Origin of the sequence: Pseudomonas sp. TWI923, from assembly GCF_039673365.1 — a bacterium.
Taxonomy (GTDB): domain Bacteria; phylum Pseudomonadota; class Gammaproteobacteria; order Pseudomonadales; family Pseudomonadaceae; genus Aquipseudomonas; species Aquipseudomonas sichuanensis.
Genome location: NZ_JBDJLM010000001.1, coordinates 179,198 through 198,067, shown reverse-complemented (window position 1 = coordinate 198,067; position 18,870 = coordinate 179,198). Strand labels below are relative to the sequence as shown.

The 18,870-nt window shown below is 68.2% G+C and carries 6 protein-coding genes; 3 read left to right on the top strand and 3 right to left on the bottom strand.

Translation table 11 applies throughout. From position 1 onward, the window contains the following. Positions 1 to 12 precede the first annotated feature (12 nt). Positions 13 to 1,335, bottom strand: coding sequence for an ATP-binding protein (locus ABE459_RS00840; RefSeq protein WP_323828233.1), 1,323 nt, complete (start codon positions 1,333 to 1,335; stop codon positions 13 to 15). Next, positions 1,332 to 2,015, bottom strand: coding sequence for a response regulator transcription factor (locus ABE459_RS00835; RefSeq protein WP_110994018.1), 684 nt, complete (start codon positions 2,013 to 2,015; stop codon positions 1,332 to 1,334). The genes ABE459_RS00840 and ABE459_RS00835 overlap by 4 nt, the downstream gene beginning before the upstream one ends. A 166-nt stretch (positions 2,016 to 2,181) precedes the next feature. On the opposite strand from ABE459_RS00835, the gene dsbD reads away from it, so the two are divergent. Genes dsbD through dsbG form a run of 3 tightly spaced genes read left to right on the top strand, consistent with a single transcriptional unit; the run spans position 2,182 to position 5,490 of the window. After that, positions 2,182 to 3,900, top strand: a complete 1,719-nt coding sequence (gene dsbD / locus ABE459_RS00830) for a protein-disulfide reductase DsbD (RefSeq protein ID WP_323828235.1) — start codon at positions 2,182 to 2,184, stop codon at positions 3,898 to 3,900. Continuing rightward, positions 3,900 to 4,730, top strand: coding sequence for a TlpA family protein disulfide reductase (locus ABE459_RS00825; protein ID WP_125859480.1), 831 nt, complete (start codon positions 3,900 to 3,902; stop codon positions 4,728 to 4,730). Before dsbD ends, ABE459_RS00825 begins: the two co-directional genes overlap by 1 nt. Position 4,731: 1 nt before the next feature. Then, positions 4,732 to 5,490: a thiol:disulfide interchange protein DsbG gene (gene dsbG, locus ABE459_RS00820; protein ID WP_125464917.1), complete on the top strand. Its 759-nt coding sequence runs from the start codon at positions 4,732 to 4,734 to the stop codon at positions 5,488 to 5,490. A 133-nt stretch (positions 5,491 to 5,623) separates the two neighbouring features. On the opposite strand, the gene ABE459_RS00815 is transcribed toward dsbG, so the two are convergent. After that, complete coding sequence (locus ABE459_RS00815) at positions 5,624 to 18,568, bottom strand: non-ribosomal peptide synthetase (protein ID WP_346647848.1); 12,945 nt, start codon at positions 18,566 to 18,568, stop codon at positions 5,624 to 5,626. Between the last annotated feature and the right edge of the window lie 302 nt (positions 18,569 to 18,870).

The following is an 18,870-nucleotide window of genomic DNA, read 5'->3' as shown; positions in this document are numbered from 1 at the left end:
AGCCAACGCCGATCACTTGACCGAGCGCGCCGGCACGTTCAACCACACCCGCAATCCATCGGCCTGGCTGTCGAAACGCAGGCTGCCCGCGCAACGCTGGGCAATGGCCTGGACGATCGCCAGGCCCAGGCCGCAACCGCCGCTCTGGCTGTTACGCCAGAAGCGTTCGGTGAGGTGTTCGAGGTCTTCCTGGGCGATGCCCGGGCCATGGTCGCGCACCATGAAACCCACCTGCCCATCCCGCGTCTGCACTTCCAGCTCCACCGCCGCATCGCCACCGTGACGCAGGGCGTTGTCCAGCAGGTTACGCAGCGCCGCCACCGCCAAGGGCGCCGGCATGCCGAGGTAGACCTTGGCCGCTTCTTCCGGCAAGCGCAGCAGGATGCGCCGGTTATCACCACCGCCTGCGTCCTGAACCGCCTGCAAGGCCACCTGCTCGGCGCTGCACTGCACGCCGTCGTCGAACGACAGGCTGCCCTCGACCCGGGCCAACATCAGCAGTTGCTCCAGCGTGCGGTGCATGCGGTCGGTGCCCTGCTCGGCGTGCTCCAGCGCCTGCTCGCGCACCGCGCCGTCGGTCATGCGAGCCACCTGCAGGTGGGTCTTGATCGCGGTCAGCGGGCTGCGCAGTTCGTGGGCGGCATCGTCGGTCAGGCGCCGCTCGCGCTCGAGGGTCTGAGCGATACGCAGGAACAACTGGTTCTGGGTGTCGAGCAACGGCTGCAGTTCGCTGGGCAGGCCCGCCACCTGCAACGGCTCGACACTGTCGGCGCGCCGCCTGCGCAACGCGTCGCGCATACGGTTGAGCGGTTCCAGGCCCTTGCCCAGGCCGATCCACAGCAACCCCAGGCTACCGAGCAAGGCCATCAGCACCGGCGCCGAGGCGGCCAGCAGTATCGACTGGTTCAGCGCCTCGCGCTCCTGGTGGCGGTCAGCCGTGGTGATCCGTACATCGCCGTGGTTGTAGGTGAATGTGCGCCAGGAGGCGCCTTCGATGGTCTGGTCACGGAAGCCGCTGCGCTGGTCGTCCATCGCCCCGTCGTGCTTGTGGTTGCTGGCCAACACCTCACCGCGCAGCGAGCTGACCTGGCAGGCCATGCCGTCCGGCACGCTCAGTTGGTCGGCGGCAAAATGCGCCTCCTCGCCCTTGGCCGCCAGCGGCTGCGGCAACTGGTCGATGAGCCCGGCGACCATGCGTGCCGAGGCCACCAGGCGTTGGTCCAGGGAGAACATCATCTGCTGGCGCAGGTCACGCAGCATCCACGCCGCCGCCAACGCCCAGATGACGATGAACACGCTGCCAAGAATCAGCGACAGCCGTACCCGCAGGCTCATGACGAAGCCCCCTCCGGCGCCTGCGCCGGTCCCAGCCGGTAGCCCAGCCCCCGCACCGTCTCGACGATGCCGTTGCCCAATTTGCGCCGCAGGTGATGGATATGCACGTTCAACGCATTGCTCTCGACCTCGTCGCTGAAGCCGTAGACGCAATCCTTGAGCTGTTCGCTGGACAGCACCCGCCCGGGGTTCTGCAACAGCGCCTGCAACAGTGCCTGCTCGCGCCGCGACAGGTCGACCGGCTGCCCGGCCAGGGTGGCCATGCAACTGCTCGGGTCATAGCACAGCGGGCCATGCTCGATCACGTTCACCGCCCGCCCCGCCACCCGCCGCACCAGGGTATGCAGGCGCGCCGCCAGCTCGCGCAGGTCGAACGGCTTGAGCAGGTAGTCGTCGGCGCCGGCCTGCAGCCCGTCGACCCGGTCGCTGACCGCGTCCCGCGCGGTCAGCACCAGCACCGGCAGCGCCTCGCCCTGCTGGCGCAGACGGCGCAGCAGCTTCAGGCCGTCCTCGTCGGGCAGGCCCAGGTCGAGGATCATCACATCGAACTGCGCGGCCTGCAGCATCTGCCGCGCCTGCGACGCATTGCCCACCCGGTCGACGGTGAAGCCCTGGGCCGTGAGCCCGGCGCAGATGCCGCTGGCGATCAGGTCGTCGTCCTCGCAGAGCAGAACGTGCATGGTGGGGGCTCCTGGGGTGGGGAAGCGGGTTATTGAACAGCGTGGTCATTAAGGGGGGATTATGCCCCGCGGTGGGGGGTTAGTCGTCGCCATAATCCCGGTTTAACCTTCAGTTAATACCCCCCGGCCAGCATGGCCGCATTCCAAGCTCTGCCAAGGCCTCGACATGCGTGTGCTCCTGCTCTTCCTGACCTTCCTGCTCGCCGGCCCGCTTCAGGCCAACCCGTTTGCCGCCAAACCGGACTTCCTGCCGGTGAACCAGGCCTTCGTGCTGACCCACGACCGCCTCGCCGACGGCCAGGTGCGCCTGCATTTCCAGATCCAGGACGGCTACTACCTCTACCAGAAGCGCCTGAAGTTCGACGGTCTGCCGCCTGAGCAGCACCCGCAACTGCCCCAGGCCGAAAACCATCACGACGAGTTCTTCGGCGACAGCGCGGTGTACCGCACCGAGTTGGAGCTGCTGTTGCCGGCCAACGCCAGTGGCGAGCTGCGCCTGGGCTGGCAGGGCTGCGCCGACGCCGGGCTGTGCTACCCGCCGCAAACCACGCCGATCGCCCTGGGCGGCACGCAGGCGCCGACGCCGGGCGCTGAGCAGGCCAGCGACCAGGCCCTGGCCGGCACGCTGCAGCAGAGCACCCTGGCCTGGAGCCTGCTGGCATTCTTCGGCCTGGGCCTGCTGCTGGCCTTCACCCCCTGTTCGCTGCCGATGCTGCCGATCCTCGCCGGGCTGGTCATGGGCAATGGCGCCAGCGCCCGCCGTGGCTGGGTGCTGGCCGGCGTGTATGTGTTGAGCATGGCGCTGGTGTATGCCGCGCTGGGGGTGGTCGCCGCGCTGCTGGGCGCCAGCCTGCAGGCCTGGTTGCAGCAGCCGTGGCTGCTGGGCAGCCTGGCGGCGCTGTTCGTGCTGCTGGCCCTGCCGATGTTCGGCGCCTTCGAGTTGCAGCTGCCAGTGGCGCTGCGTGATCGCCTGGACCGCGCCGGGCAAGGCACCCGCGGCGGCAACCTGTATGGCGCGGCATTGCTCGGCGCGTTGTCGGGCTTGCTGATGGGCCCGTGCATGACCGCGCCGCTGGCGGGCGCGCTGCTGTACATCGCGCAAAGCGGCGATGTGCTGCACGGGGCGCTGGTGCTGTTCAGCCTCGGGCTGGGTATGGGCGTGCCGCTGATGTTGCTGGTGACCCTGGGCAACCGCTACCTGCCGCGCCCGGGCGCCTGGATGAACCTGGTCAAGGGCCTGTTCGGCTTCGTGTTCCTGGCCATGGCCCTGTACACCGTGCGCACCCTGCTGACCGAGCCCTTGCTGCTGGCCCTGGCCGGCGCCTGGCTGATCGCCCTGGGCTGGGCCGCCTGGCCGGCCCTGCATCGTTTACCTGCCCTGCGCGCGGTGCCGCTGCTGGGGGCCCTGTGGGGCGGCCTGCTGCTGGTCGGTGCGGCGGCGGGTGGCAGCAACCTTTGGCAGCCGTTGCAGCCCTTCGCGGGCAATACCCAGAGTGCCGCCCAGGCCACCGCGCATGACGCCTTCGTCACGGTCAGCAACCCCGTCGACCTGCAGCGCGAGCTCGACGCCGCCAAGGCCCGTGGCCAGTGGGTGCTGGTGGACTACTATGCCGACTGGTGTGTGTCGTGCAAGGTCATGGAAAAACAGGTGTTTGGCCGTGCCGATGTACAGGCCAGCCTAGCTGGCGTGCACCTGCTGCGCCTGGACGTCACCGCCGACTCGCCGGCCAGCCGCGAGCTGCTGCAGCGCTACCAGGTGCCAGGCCCGCCCAGCCTGATCTGGGTCGGCCCGGAAGGCGACGAACGCCGCGCCCGACGCATCACCGGCGAAATCGACGCCGCCGGTTTCCTGCAACACTGGGCCCAGACCAGGAGCCAAGGCTGATGCTGACCGTCACCCTCGGGCCATTGACCATGGCCCTGAATCACCTGCTGTTGCTCGCGGCGCTGGGCATCGCCTGCCTGGTCGGCTGGCGCGTGGCCAAGCGCGGTGGCGAGAACCCCGAGTCGGCGTTGTTCAATGTGTTTCTGCTGGGTTTGCTGTGTGCCCGTTTGGGCTTCGTTCTGGCCTACTGGCCGATGTACCGCGACGAGCCACTGCAAGTCATCGATATCCGCGACGGTGGTTTCCTGCTCTGGGGCGGCCTGTTCGGCATCGTGCTGGGCACGCTCTGGCAGGGCTGGAGTCGCCCCGGCCTGCGCCGCCCACTGGGCTGGGCGCTGGCCAGTGGCGCGCTGTTCTGGGTGCTCGGCAGCCTAGGCAGCCACCTGTACAGCAAGGGCACGGAGCTGCCGCAGTTGACCCTGCGCGATAACCGCGGCCAGGCGGTGGCGCTGCACGACTACCGCGGGCGCCCGCTGGTGATCAACATCTGGGCCACCTGGTGTCCACCTTGCCGCCGGGAAATGCCGGTGTTGCAGCAAGCCCAGCACGACTACCCCCACGTGACCTTCCTGTTCGTCAACCAGGGCGAAACCCCGGAGAACGTCAGCACCTTCATGGCCACCACCGGCCTGATGCTGTCCCATGTGTTGTTCGACGGCAGCGGCGAGCTGGCGCGCAAGGTCGGCTCCATGGCCCTGCCCACCACCCTGTTCTACAACGCCGAAGGGCGGCTGGTCGGCAGCCACCTGGGCGAGTTGTCGCGGGCCAGCCTGCGCCACGCCCTGGAACCCTTCGACCGCGCCGACGCGCCCGCCCCACAAGGAAACTGACATGCGATTGAATGCCCTGCTGCCCCTCACCCTCGCCTTGCTGGCCGCACCCGCGCTGCAGGCCGAAGAACTGCCCAAGGCGATCCAGCAACTGCAAGCCAAGGGCGCGGTGATCAAAGGCAGCTTCAATGCCCCCGACGGCCTGCGCGGCTACGCCGCCGAGTACCAGAACAATGGCATCGCCCTGTACCTCACCCCCGACGGCAAGCACGTGCTGGTGGGCAGCCTGTTCGACGAGCAAGGCAAGGACCTCAGCGCCGAGCCCCTGGAGAAACTGGTGTACGCCCCGATGAGCAAGGCCATCTGGGCGAAGATGGAGAAGACCGCCTGGATCGCCGACGGCAAGGCCGACGCACCGCGCATCGTCTACCTGTTCAGCGACCCCAACTGCCCGTACTGCAACATGTTCTGGCAGCAGGCCCGGCCGTGGGTCGAGTCGGGCAAGGTGCAACTGCGCCATATCATGGTCGGCATCATTCGCGAGGACAGCCCGGGCAAGTCCGCCGCCCTGCTGGCCGCCAAGGACCCGAGCAAGGCCTTGCTGGCCCATGAGTCGGCGGGCAAGGCGAGCACACTCAAGCCACTGGAGAAGGTGCCGGAAGCGGTGCAGAAGAAGCTCGACGCCAACCAGGCGCTGATGGAAGAGCTGGGGCTGGCGGCGACGCCGGCGATCTTCTTCCAGGATGAGCATGGGCAGTTGCAGAGCCAGCAAGGGGCGCCGCGGCCGGAGCTGCTGGGCAAGATACTCGGCAAACGTTGATTAGTCGCAGTCCTGTGCTGGCCCCTTCGCGGGTAAACCCGCTCCCACAGATACACCGCTGGATTGAAGTTTGCGGTGTACCTGTGGGAGCGGGTTTACCCGCGAAGAAACCGACGCGGATTTCCCGATTAAGTCAGAGCGCCTCCAGCTCCGCCATCAGATCGCTCAACCGATCCACCTTGTCTTCATCCAGCGCGCTGCCCTGCAGCCCCTGCACGTAAGCCGCCAGTTCCTCCACCGTGCTGCACTCGAACATCGCCCGCAGCGGCACGTTGAGTGCCAACGCCTTCTGCACCCGCGAAGCGATCTGCGTGGCCAGCAGCGAGTGCCCGCCCAGTTCGAAGAAGTTGTCGCGCACGCCCACCCGCTCGGCCTTGAGCACGTCGGCCCAGATGCCGGCCAGGGTCTCTTCCAGCTCGCTGCGCGGCGCCAGGTAGTCCTGGCTGTGCTGGCCGCCGATATCGATGGCCGGCAGCAGTTTGCGGTCGAGTTTGCCGTTGGCGTTGTGCGGCAGGCTGTCGAACCAACCCCAGTGCAGCGGCACCATGTACTCCGGCAGCTCGGCACGCAGGCGTTGCTTGAGCTGGTCGAGCAGCGCGGCATCGGCTTCGACACCTTGATGGGCCACCAGGTAGCCGACCAGGTGCTTGCCGTTGACGCCTTCCTGCACACCCACGGCGGCATCGCGCAGCTCGGGCTGTTCGTGCAGGCGCGCCTCGATCTCGCCCAACTCGATGCGGTAACCGCGGATCTTCACCTGGTGGTCGATACGCCCGACATACTCCAGTACCCCGTCCGGGCGACGACGCGCCAGGTCGCCGGTGCGGTACAGGCGTTCGCCCGGGGCACCGAACGGATGCGGAATAAAGGCCTGGGCGGTACGCACCGGATCGCCGACATAGCCCCGGCCCACCCCGGTACCGGCGACGCACAGCTCGCCTACCGCACCCAGCGGCACCAGTGCCTGATCCTCGCCCAGCAGGTACAGGCGGTTGTTGTCGGTCGGCGTGCCGATCGGCAGGTAGCTGCCCTGGGTCGATTCAAGATCGACGCGGAAGAACGCCACGTCGTCCGAGCACTCCGCCGGGCCATAGGCGTTGACCAGGCCGATGGCCGGATAACGCTGCAGCCACTGCGCGGCCAGCTCCGGCGGCATCGCCTCGCCGGTCGGCAACATCCAGCGCAGGCCGTCCAGCGCCTGGTGATCGTTGGCCAGCATGCCCTGGATCAGCGACGGCACGCTTTCCAGCACGGTGATGCCGGTGGCCTGCACATGGGCCAGCAAGCCTTGCGGATCATGGGCGATGGCATTCGGCACGATCTCTACCGTGGCGCCGAACAGCGGCGCGGCAAGGAACTGCCAGACCGAGATATCGAAGCTCTGCGAAGCGGTCTGGGCGATCACGTCCTGCTCGTCCAGCACCAGGTACGGCACCTTGCTCAACTGGTTATTGAGCATGCCGCGCTGCTCGACCATCACGCCCTTGGGCAGGCCGGTGGAGCCGGAGGTGTAGATCACATAGGCAAGGTTGTCCGGTGCGCTATGGATGCCTGGGTTGTGGCTGGCCACGTTGCTCGCCTGCACCTCTTCCCATACCAGCAGTTTCGGCCGTACCGCGCCCGCCACTTCGTCGAGCAACTGGCGCGCCTGTTCGGCACAGGCCGCGCTGCACACCAGCACCGGGGTGCGGCTCAGTTCGACGATGCGTTGCAGGCGTGCCGACGGCAGGCCTGGGTCCAGCGGCAGGTAGCCGGCGCCCGCCTTGAAGCTGCCGACGATCATGCCCAGCAGCGCCAGGCCACGCTCGGCCAGCAGTGCCACCGGCTGGTCGATGGCCACCCCGGCCGCGACCAGGGCATGGCCCAGGCGGTTGGCCGCCAGGTTAAGCCCGGCGTAGTCGAACGATGCCTCCAGGCAGCGGGCGACGGTGCGCTGCGGATGCGCGGCGACCCGCGCTTCGAACAGTTCGATGTAGCTCTGTTCCAGCGGGTAGGCATGCTCGGTGCGGTTGCAGTCGTCCAGCAGGAAGCGCTGTTCATCCGCGCCCAGCAGCGGCAGTTCGCCCACCTCGCCTTCGAAGCCGTCCACCAGCGCCAGCAGCAGGCGCTTGAACTCGCCCAGCAGACGCTCGACGCTCGGGTAGTCGAAGTAGCGCTGGTCGAACGACAGGTGCAGGCCAAGGTCGTCGCCCGGGTAGCACACCGCGGTCAACGGGAAGTTGGTATGGGTACGGCCCGAATCGGAGCTGGCGTTCAGGTGCTGGGCGTGGTCGAGCACGGCGGTTTCCACCGGGGCGTTCTCGAACACGAACAGGCTGTCGAACAGCGGCTGGCCCTTGGGCAGTTCGCTGCATTCCTGGATCGCCACCAGCGGCAGGTATTCGTACTCGCGCAGCTGCATGTTGCGGTCGAGCAAGCCCTGCAACCACTGGCGCACGCTGCGCCGTTCACCCGGCTGCGGCAACTGCACGCGCAGGGCGATGCTGTTGATGAACAGACCGACAGTGCGCTGCATCTGCGGCAGGCTCACCGGGCGCCCGGCCACGGTGACGCCGAACACCACGTCGCGCTCGCCGCTGCAGCGGGCCAGGGTCAGGGCCCAGGCCGCCTGGGCGAAGGTGTTGACCGTCAGCTGGTGGGCCTGGGCCAGTTCGCGCAGGCGGGCACCTTCAGTGACGTCCAGGCGGGTGTAGCAGTCGCCGACCACCATGCCGTCACCGGCATGGTCATGGCGCAGCGGGCGGTCGCTGGGGATTGCCGTGGCACGTTCGAAACCAGCTAGGTTGGCCTGCCACCACTGGCGCGCCTCGCCCAGGTCCTGGCGTTGCAGCCAGCCGATGTAGTCGCGGTAGCGCGGCGGCACCGGCAACTGCGCCTGACGGCCCTCGCCGAGGGCCTGGTAGAGCTCGAAGAAGTCGTTCATCAGCAGCGAGCGGCACCAGGCATCGATGAGGATGTGGTGGTTGCTCATCATGAACCAGTAGCGCTCATCGGCCACGCGCACCAGGCGCAGGTGGAACGGCGCCTCGCGCAACAGCTCGAAACCGGCCTCGCGTTCCTGCTTGTGCAGGGCCTGCAGGCGCTGTTCCTGGGCGTCGTCGTCGAGGCCGCGCCAGTCCTGATAGTCCACTGGCGTGTTGCCGGCCTTGTGGATGATCTGCAGCATCGCCTCGCCGGCGTTCCAGCTGAACGAAGCGCGCAGTGCTTCGTGGCGGGCGACCACGGCCTGCCAGGCCTGGGCGAAGCGTTCGGGGTCGAGGGCGCTGTTGATACGGTAGCGGTCCTGCATGTAGTACAGGCCGGTGCCCGGCTCCAGCAGGGTGTGCAGCAGCAGGCCTTCCTGCATCGGTGTCAGCGGGTAGACGTCCTCGATCTGCGCGGCGGGCACCGGCAGTGCATCGATCTGCTCCTGGGTCAGTTGCGCCAGGGGGAAGTCCGACGGGGTGAAGCTGCCGTTACCATCGGCCAGGCAATGGCCGACCAGCGCCAGCAGTTCCTGGCGATAGGCTTCGGCCAGGGTGGCGATGGTGGCCTGGTCGTAGCGCTCAGCACTGAAGCTCCAGCGCAGTTGCAGGGCGCCGCCGTACACCTGGCCATCCACGCTCAGCCAGTTCGGCAGCGGCGCATCCAGGTCGTGGGCCAGGCCCGCCGGCGCATCCAGTGGCTGGAACAGCGCGGCCTGGTCGAACTGCTGGTCGAACTGGCCGAGGTAGTTGAAGGTGATGCGCGCCTGGGGCAGCGCCGCCATGCGCTCACGGCCGGCGTCATCGGCCAGGTAGCGCAGCACGCCGTAGCCCTGGCCTTTGTGCGGCACCTGGCGCAGTTGCTCCTTGATGCGCTTGATCGACGCCGCGCGGGCCACCTCGCCTTCGGCCATGTCCGGGCTCAGGCTGAGCGGATAGGCGTTGGTGAACCAGCCGACGCTGCGGGTCAGGTCCATGTCTTCGAACAGCCCGTCGCGGCCATGGCCTTCCAGTTGCACCAGCACCTGCTCGTCGCCGGTCCAGCGGCACAGGGTGCGCGCCAGCGCGGTCAGCAACAGGTCGTTGACCTGGGTGTGGTAGGCCGCCGGCGCTTGTTGCAGCAACTGACGGGTCTGCTCGACATCGAGTTCGATGGCCAGGCTTTGGGCATGGCGATGCAGGTTGCCGCCCTGGGGGTGATCGCACGGCAATTCATGGCGGGCGCTGCCCAGCTGGCGTTCCCACCAGCCCAGCTCGTCACGCAGTGAATCGGAACCCGCGTAGCTGGCCAGGCGTGCAGCCCAGTCGCCCATGGCGTGGGTCTTGGCGGCCAGGGTTTGATCGCGATACAGCGCTTGCAGGTCTTCGAGCAGCACACGCCAGGAGACGCCATCGACCACCAGGTGATGGATCGCCAGCAGCAGGCGCTGGGCACCCTGGCCGTCGCTGACCAGCAAGGCGCGCAGCAGCGGGCCCTGCGCAAGGTCGAGGCTGCGTTGCACGTCGCTGTACAGTGCCTGGCAGTCGTTGAAGTCGGCCACGGTGGCAGTCCACAGCAGTGGCTGGGTGTGCGGCTGGGTGTACTCGGCCTGCCAGCGGCCCTGGGCCTGGCTGAAGCGCAGGCGCAGGCTGTCGTGGTGGGCGACCAGAGCGGCCAGGGCCTGTTCCAGTTGCTCCGCCTGCAGCGGCTGGCGCGCTTCGAGCAGCACGGCCTGGTTCCAGTGCTGGGGTTGCGGCACTTCGCTGTCGAAGAACCAGTGCTGGATCGGCGTCAGGCCGCTGCGCCCCTGGCGCGGGCCCTGCTCGATGTCGCTCGGTGCCGCGCTGCGGGTCACCACGGCAGCCAAAGTCTGGATGGTCTGGTGCTGGAACAGGTCGCGCGGGGTGAACTGCAGCCCCAGCTGGCGGGCGCGGCTGACCACCTGGATCGACAGGATCGAGTCGCCGCCCAGTTCGAAGAAGTTGTCCTGCACGCCGATGCGCGAGACGTTGAGCACGTCGCGCCAGATCTGCGCCAGTTGCGTTTCCAGCTCGTTGGCCGGGGCCTGGTAGTGCTGGCGCGCCTGCTCAAGGTCCGGCGCCGGCAGCGCACGGCGGTCGAGCTTGCCGTTGCCCATCAGCGGCAGGCTGTCGAGCAGCACCAGGTGCGCCGGCACCATGTAGTCCGGCAGGTGCTGACGGGCGTCGGCCTTGACCGCTTCGCGCAGCAGGGCCTGGGCCTCGCTGTCGGCCTTGGCTTGCGCGCACACCAGGTAACCCACCAGCTGCTTGCCGCCCGGCAGGTCGAGGGCCAGGACCACGGCCTCGTCGACATCGGCATGTTCCTGCAGACGGCTTTCGATTTCGCCCAGCTCGATGCGGAAGCCGCGGATCTTCACCTGTTGGTCGGCACGGCCGACGTATTCCACCAGACCATCGGCGCGCAGGCGCACCAGGTCGCCAGTGCGGTACAGGCGCCCGCCGTGGTGGCTGAACGGGTCGGCGACGAAGCGCTCGGCGCTCAGGCCCGGGCGGTCGTGGTAACCCTGGGCCAGGCCGGCGCCGCCGACGTACAGCTCGCCGATGCCGCCTTGCGGCAGCAGCGCCAGGTCGTCGTCGAGGATGTAGGCGCTGCGGGCACCGATCACCCGGCCGATCGGCACGCTGCCAGCGTCGCTGGGCAGTTGCTCGGGGGCCAGGCAGGCCAGCGGCATGACCACGGTTTCGGTAGGGCCGTAGGCGTTGAAGAACTGCTGCGGGGCGAACGCCTGGCGAATACGTTGCAGGTGCTCGCCCGTCAGTGCCTCGCCGCCGGTGATCACCAGGCGTACCGGCAACTGCTCGCCCTGCCCGGCCAGGTACTGGGCCAGCTGGCTGCCGTAGCTCGGGGTGAAGCCAAGGATGCTCACCTGCTGCTCACGCACCAGCTGGCAGATCTCTTCGGCACCCCATTGGCCCTGGGCGCGCAGCACCACGCGGGCACCGCACAGCAGCGGCGTCAGCAGGCGTTCGCTGGCGGCGTCGAAGTTGATCGAATAGAAGTGCAGCTCGCAGTCGTCGCTGCGCATGCCGAACTCGGCGATCACCGCCTGGCAGTGCATGGCGATCTCGCCGTGGCTGACCACCACGCCCTTGGGCTTGCCGGTGGAGCCGGAGGTGTAGATCAGGTAGGCCTGGTGCTGCGGCAGGTTGAGGTTGTCCAGCGGCGCGTCGCTGTAGGCGGACAAGCGTGCGGCATCGTCCTCCAGGTTCCAGCTGGCCACCCCTGCGGGCAACTCGCCCAGGGTTTCGAGCAAGCTGCGCTGGCCGATCAGCAGGCCCAGGCGGCTGTCTTCGATCATGTAGCGCAGGCGGTCGAGCGGGTATTCCGGGTCCAGCGGCACATAGGCGCCACCGGCCTTGAGGATGGCCAGCAGGCCGACCACCATCTCCAGCGAACGCTCCAGCGCCAGGCCCACCCGCACCTGCGGGCCGACACCGCGCTCGCGCAGGGCGCGGGCCAGGCGGTTGGCCTGCTGGTCGAGTTCGGCGTAGCTCAGGTGTTGGTCTGCGAAGGTCAGCGCCAGCGCCTCGGGGGTGCGTTCGGCCTGGGCCGCGAACAGGCCGTGGAGCGTCTGGTTCAGCTCGAAGTCCTGCTGCCCCTGCAATTGGCCCACCAGCACCTGCTGCTCGGCTTCGGCCAGCATCGGCAACTCACACAGGCGCTGCGCCGGGTTGTCCAACAGCGCTTCGAGCAACTGCTGCCAATGCTCGGCCATGCGCGCGATGCGCGGTTCGTCGAACAGGTCGCGGCTGTAGGTGAAACAGCAGCCCAGGCGGCCATCGAGGTCGGTGACCTCCAGGTACAGGTCGAACTTGGTGGCGCTGGCGTCGTTGACCAGGTAGTCCACCTGCATGCCCACCAGCTCGCGGCTTTGCTGGAAGGCCCAGCGCTGCACGTTGCACATCACCTGGAACAGCGGGTTGTAGGCGCTCGAACGCGGCGGCTGCAGCGCTTCGACCAACTGCTCGAACGGCAGGTCCTGGTGCGACTGGCCGTCGATGATGGCGCTGCGCACCTGATCGAGCAGCGCGCTGGCGCTCATCTGCCCGTCCACCTCGCAGCGCAGCACCTGGGTGTTGAGGAAGGCGCCGATCAACCCTTCGCTTTCCGGGCGGATGCGGTTGGCCACCGGTGCGCCGATACGCAGGTCGCGCTGGCCGCTGTAGCGGTGCAGCAAGGCGGCCAGGGTGGCGGTCATGGTCATGAACAGGGTCAGCCCGCGCTGGCCATTGAAGGCATGCACGCGCTTGACCAGCGTAGGGTCCAGGTCGAAACGGTACAACTCGCCGCGGTGGCTCTGCACCGCCGGGCGCGGGCGGTCGGCCGGCAATGCCAGCACCGGGTGCTCGTCGCCCAGGCGGTCTTGCCAGTACGCCAGCTGGCGCGCGCCCTCGCCGCTTTCCAGCCACTGGCGCTGCCAGACGCTGTAGTCGAGGTACTGCACCGGCAGCGGCGCCAGCGGCGATTCGCGCTCGTCGACGAAGGCTTCGTACAGCTCGCCCAGTTCGCGGGCGAAGATGTCCATGGCCCAGCCTTCGGTGACGATGTGGTGCAGGGTCAGCACGAAGTAATGCTCGCGCTCACCGGCCTTGACCAGGCAGGCGCGCAGCAGCGGGCCGCGCGCCAGGTCGAACGGCTGGTGCGCCTGGTCGTCGGCCAGTTGCTGCAGGCGTTGTTGGCGGGCCTCGTCGGGCAAGGCACTGAAGTCATGCCATTGCAGTTGCAGGTGGCTGTCGTCGTCCACGCACTGGTAAGCCTTGCCGTCGATGCTGGGGAAGGTGGTGCGCAGGGTTTCGTGACGCACGATCAGCGCCTGCAGGGCGCGCTCGAAGGCGTCCACGTGCAGCACGCCCTTGAAACGGGCCATGCCGCCGACGTTGTAGGCCGGGCTGTCCGGCTCCATCTGCCAGAGGAACCACATGCGCTGCTGCGAGTACGACAGCGGCACCACCTGACGGCGGTCGACCCGGGCGATGGCGCCTTGCAGGTTGCGCTCGCCACTCTCGCGCAGGCGGGCGATCTCGGCGCAGAACGCGCCCAGCTCGCTGGCCTCGAACAAGGCCTTGAGCGGCAGCTCGACATCCAGCGCCTGGCGGCTGCGCGAAACGATCTGGGTGGCCAGCAGCGAGTGGCCGCCAAGGGCGAAGAAGTCGTCGTGCAGGCCGACCTGGGGCAGGTTGAGCACCTCGCGCCAGATCGCCGCCACCTGCTGTTGCAGTTCGGTTTGCGGCTCGACGTGATCACGCTGCTGCCAAACCGGCGCCGGCAGTGCCTTGCGATCCACCTTGCCGCTTGGGCCGAGGGGCATCTGCGCCAGATGGATGAGTTGCGCCGGCACCATGTAGGCCGGCAGGCGCTCGGCCAGGGCCCCGAGCACGGCGTCGGTCTGTTCGACGCCGCTGTAGTAGCCGACCAGCTGGGCGCCGACGGCGTCCTTGTGGATCAGCACCAGTGCCTGCTGCACACCCGGCTGCGCCAGCAATACCGCCTGGACTTCTTCAGGTTCGACGCGGAAACCGCGCACCTTGACCTGCTGGTCCAGACGCCCGAGGTACTCCAGGGATTCACTGCGCGCGTGCCAGCGGGCACGGTCGCCACTGCGGTACAGGCGCGCGCCCTCGCCGTCGGGCTGCGGCACGAAGCGCTCGGCAGTGAGGCCAGGGCGGCCAAGGTAGCCACGGGCCAGGCCGGCGCCGCCCAGGCACAACTCGCCCGGGACGCCTGGCGGGGTCAATTCGAATTCATCGTCCAGCACCCGGCACAGCACGTTGCCCAGCGGGCGGCCGATCGGCGAGCGCTCGCCGTCGCTGGCCTGGCAGTGCCAGTGGGTGACGTTGATAGCGGTTTCGGTCGGGCCGTAGCGGTTGTGCAACTGCACCTGGGGCAGCAGTTGCAGCACGCGGTCGCGCAGGGCCGCGCTCAGCGCCTCGCCCCCGGAGAACAGCCGGCGCAGGCTGGTGCAGCCAGCCGCCAACGGTTCTTGCACGAACACCTGCAGCAGCGGCGGCACGAAGTGCAGCGTGGTCACGCCGTGCTGCTGGATCAGCTGGGCAATGCGCTGCGGGTCGCGGTGCTCGCCGGGGCCGGCCAGTACCAGCTTGCAGCCGGTGATCAACGGCCAGAAGCACTCCCACACCGACACGTCGAAACTGATCGGCGCTTTCTGCATCAGCACGTCGTTGTCGTCCAGCGCATAGGCCTGCTGCATCCACTGCAGGCGCTCGGCCAGGGCCCCATGGGTGTTGCCCACGCCCTTGGGCTGGCCGGTGGAGCCGGAGGTGTAGATCACGTAGGCGAGGTTGTCGCCGTGCAGGTGCAGGCCCGGGGCCTGGCTTGGCCAGCTGTCCAGGTGCAGCTGGTCGAGGGCGATGGCGCTGACGCCGTCAACCTCCGGCAAGGTTTCGAGCTGGCTGCTGTGGCTGAGCAGCAGGCCGGCGTTGCAATCCTTGAGCATGTAGGCCAGGCGTTCGGCCGGGTAGTCCACGTCCAGCGGCACGTAGGCGCCGCCGGCCTTGAGAATGGCCAGCAGGCCCACCAGCAGCTGCGGCGATCGCTCCAGGGCGATGGCTACGCAGGTGTCCGGGCCGACGCCCTTGTCGCGCAGGTAGTGGGCCAGGCGGTTGGCCTGCTGGTGCAGCTCGCCATAAGTGAGCTGGCCGCCGTCCCATACCAGCGCGGTGCGCTCGGGGGTCAGGCGGGCTTGTTCGTTGAGCTGCTCGACCAGCAGCTGTTGTGGCTGCGCGACCGGGGCCTGGCCCCAGTGCAGCAGTTGCGCACGGCTCGGCTCATCGAGCAGTTGCACCTCAGCCAACGCCAGCTGCGGCTGGGCGCACACTTGTTCGAAGAACGCCAACAGATGGTTGGCCAGGCGCTTGACGGTGGCCGCCTCGAACAGCCCGGCGGCGTAGTCGAAGGCCAGGGTCAGGCGGCCCTGGTGGTCCTCCTCGCTGTGCAGCTGCAGGTCGAACTTGGCCTCGCGGCTGTGCCATGGCAGCTCTTCGGCGAGCAGGCCGGGCAAACGGCGCAGCGCCGAAAGGTCGCGCTGCTGGTGGTTGAACATGACCTGGAACAGGCCCTGCTCGCGAGCCTGCGGCAGTGCCTCGACCAACTGTTCGAACGGCAGGTCCTGATGGGCCTGGGCTTGGAGGGTGGCCTGGCGCACCTGGCCGAGCAGTTGCGCAAACGGCAGGCGGCCATCGAGCTCGGCACGCAGCACCTGAGTGTTGATGAAGAAGCCGACCATGCCCTGGGTTTCCAGGCGCGGGCGATTGGCGTTGGGCACGCCAACGCGAATGTCGCCTTGGCCGGTATAGCGGTGCAGCAGCGCCTGCCAGCCGGCCAGCAGCACCATGAACAGGCTGGCCTGCTGGTCGCGGGCCAGGTCCTTGAGGGCTGTGGCGAGTCGGGTCGGCACCTTCAGGCTGTGACGCGCTGCGCGCTTGTGCTGCTGGCTGGCGCGAGGCTGGTCGGTGCACAGGTCGAGCACCGGCAGTTCATCGCCCAAGGCGTGCTTCCAGTAATCGAGCTGGCGGGCGCTTTCGCCGTCGGCCAGCCATTGGCGCTGCCAGCTGCCGTAGTCGGCGTAGCCCAGTGGCAACTCGGGCAACTGGAGCTGCCCTTGCGCGGCGTACAGGCGGGCGAACTCGTCGAGCAGGATGTTCAGCGACCAACCGTCGGCGACGATGTGGTGCAGGGTCACCCACAGCTGGTGCTCTTCGTCATCCAGGCGGGCCAGGGTCACCCGCAGCAGCGGGCCCTGGCGCAGGTCGAACGGTCGCTGCGCTTCGTCTTCGCGGCGCGCGGCCACCTCGGCGGGCTCCAGGCCCTCGAGGTCGCAGTGCTGGAGGTTGAACGCAAGGCTCGGCAGGATGCGCTGCACGGCCTGGCCGTCGACCTCGTCGAACACCGTGCGCAGGGATTCGTGGCGGGCCACCAGGGCCTGGAAGCTGGCCTGCAGCGCGGCCTGGTCCAGCTCGCCGCGCAGGTGCAGGCCAGCGGGGATGTTGTAGGCGGCGGACGCAGGCTCCAGCTGCCACAGCAGCCACAGACGGTTCTGCGCCAGCGACTGAGGCAGGGCCTGGTCGCGACCTTGGGTGTCGATAGCGCCGGCAGCCTTGCCCCCTTCGGCGAGGATGGCCGCCACCGCGGCACTGTATTCGGCCAGGGTCGGTGCTTCGAACAGGGTACGCAGGCTCAGCTGGATGCCCAGCTCGTCGCCCAGGCGCGCGGTGACCTGGGTGGCGGCGATGGAGTTGCCGCCCAGCAGCAGGAAGTGATCATCCGCGGCCACGGCTTCGACCTTGAGCAGCTCGCGCCAGATACCGGCGATGCGTGCTTGCAGGTCACTGCCGGCAACTTCTGCGCTGCCCTGCGCGGCGACGGACGGGAAGCGTGCGTAGCAATCCAGGCTGCCGTCGTGCATGCGCAGGCGGCAGGCCGAGCGCTGCAGCTTGCCGCTGGAGGTCTTGGGCAGCGCGCCGGGGTTGAGCAGCAGCACCGCCGCCGGGGCCTGGCGGCAGGCGTCGGCGATCACCCGGCGCAGGGTGTTGATCAGCACCTCGGGAGTGTGCGCCTTCTGGACGTTGCGGCTGATCTCCACCGCCACGCCGATGCCCTCCTCGCCCTGGTCGTCGACGGCAAACACCGCCACCCGGCCTTTGCGCAGCACGTCAACTTCACGCTCCAGGGTCTTTTCCAGATCCTGCGGGTAGAGGTTCTGGCCACGGACGATGAGCATGTCTTTCAGGCGCCCGGTGACGAACACTTCGCCGTCACGCATGAAGCCCAGGTCGCCGGTGCGCAGCCAGGTCTGGCCATCCATTTCGACGAAGGTGCGTGCGCTGGCTTCGGGGTTGCGCCAGTAACCCAGGGCGATGCTCGGGCCGCCGGCCCAGATCTCGCCCACCTGGTTGTCGCCCAGCACCTGCAACTGCTGCGGTTCGACGATGCGCACGGCGTGGCCCGGCTGCGGGTAGCCGCAGCTCATCAGCACACTGCCCTGGCCCGGCTCGGCGCGGTTGGCGGCAAACGCCTCGGCGTCCAGTTCCAGCGCGCCGATGCCCTGGCCACGGCGGCTACCGCTGACGAACAGGGTGGCCTCGGCCAGGCCGTAGCTGGCGAAGAAGCTGCTGGCCTGGAAGCCGCAGCGGGCGAATTTATCGGCGAAGGTATCGAGGCTGTCCTGGCGGATCGGTTCAGAGCCGGAATAGGCCACGCGCCAGCGGCTGAGGTCGAGCCCGGCCAGGGCGGCCTCGCTGACCCGTTCGCTGCACAGGCGGTAGGCGAAGTCCGGGCCGCCGCTGATGGTGCCGCCGTACTCGCTGATGGCCTGCAGCCAGCGCTGTGGCCGGGCGAGGAAATAGCCGGGCGACATCAGCACGCAGGGCACGCCGCTGAAGATCGGTTGCAGCAGGCCGCCGATCAGGCCCATGTCGTGGTACAGCGGCAACCAGCTGACGATCACGTCGTCGGGGTTCAGGTCGATGCCGAAGCCCTGGCGGATCAGTTGTTCGTTGGCCACCAGGTTGCCGTGGCTGACCTGCACGCCTTTGGGCAGCGCGGTGGAGCCAGAGGTGTACTGCAGGAAGGCGATGTCGTCATTGGCCAGCGCAGGTTCACGCCATTGTTCGGCCAGCTGCGGGTCAAGACTGTCCACGGCCAGCAGCACCGGGGCATTTTCCCCGACCAGCGCTTCCAGGCCCTGCAAGCTCTCGCACAGCGCCCCCACCGTCAGCAACAGGCGCGGCTGCGCGTCATCGATGATCGACAGCAGCCGTTCCTGGTGGTGCTGGCGGGCAGACTCCGGCGGGTAGGCCGGCACCGCGATCACCCCGGCATACAGGCAGCCGAAGAACGCCGCGACGTAGTCCGGGCCGCTGGGGAACAGCAGCACGGCACGCTCACCGAAACCGGCACGGGCCTGCAACGCGGCAGCAATGGTGCGCGCGCGCTGGTCGAGGTCCCGGTAGCTGAGCACGGCCTGTTCGCCTGGCGCATCGGCCAGAAAGCGCAAGGCGATGCGCTCCGGGGTCTGCTCGGCGCGTTGCGCCAGGGCCTGGACCAGCGAGTGCGGGAGTTCGAAGGCGTCCGTCATGGAATGTTCCTGCCAGTGTCTGGTTGAGTCGTGCCGATGCTGTACCGCGCCAAGCTGGCGGGCAGCGCTGGGCAGCCGGATGTACACAGGGGAACGGATGGACAGGGGAAGAAATTAGCCCCGCCGGGCAGCGGGTAGAGGCGTTGGGGCCTGCGACGGTTTGAAGCAGTTCACAGTGTTCGGCTTAGAACCAGATCGAATGCTAAATCATTAACTTTCGTATTTGACAATCATTATCATTATGAATAGTTTGTCGCACGTCGTAGGAAGCCTCCCCACGGGATGTGCTCCCTTTCCCTCTG

Excerpts from the sequence above, each read along its gene's own strand:
- dsbD (WP_323828235.1), top strand. The coding sequence starts at position 2,182 with ATGCGTGTGCTCCTGCTCTTCCTGACCTTCCTGCTCGCCGGCCCGCTT.
- ABE459_RS00840 (WP_323828233.1), bottom strand. The coding sequence starts at position 1,335 with ATGAGCCTGCGGGTACGGCTGTCGCTGATTCTTGGCAGCGTGTTCATC.
- ABE459_RS00815 (WP_346647848.1), bottom strand. The coding sequence starts at position 18,568 with ATGACGGACGCCTTCGAACTCCCGCACTCGCTGGTCCAGGCCCTGGCG.
- ABE459_RS00835 (WP_110994018.1), bottom strand. The coding sequence starts at position 2,015 with ATGCACGTTCTGCTCTGCGAGGACGACGACCTGATCGCCAGCGGCATC.
- dsbG (WP_125464917.1), top strand. The coding sequence starts at position 4,732 with ATGCGATTGAATGCCCTGCTGCCCCTCACCCTCGCCTTGCTGGCCGCA.
- ABE459_RS00825 (WP_125859480.1), top strand. The coding sequence starts at position 3,900 with ATGCTGACCGTCACCCTCGGGCCATTGACCATGGCCCTGAATCACCTG.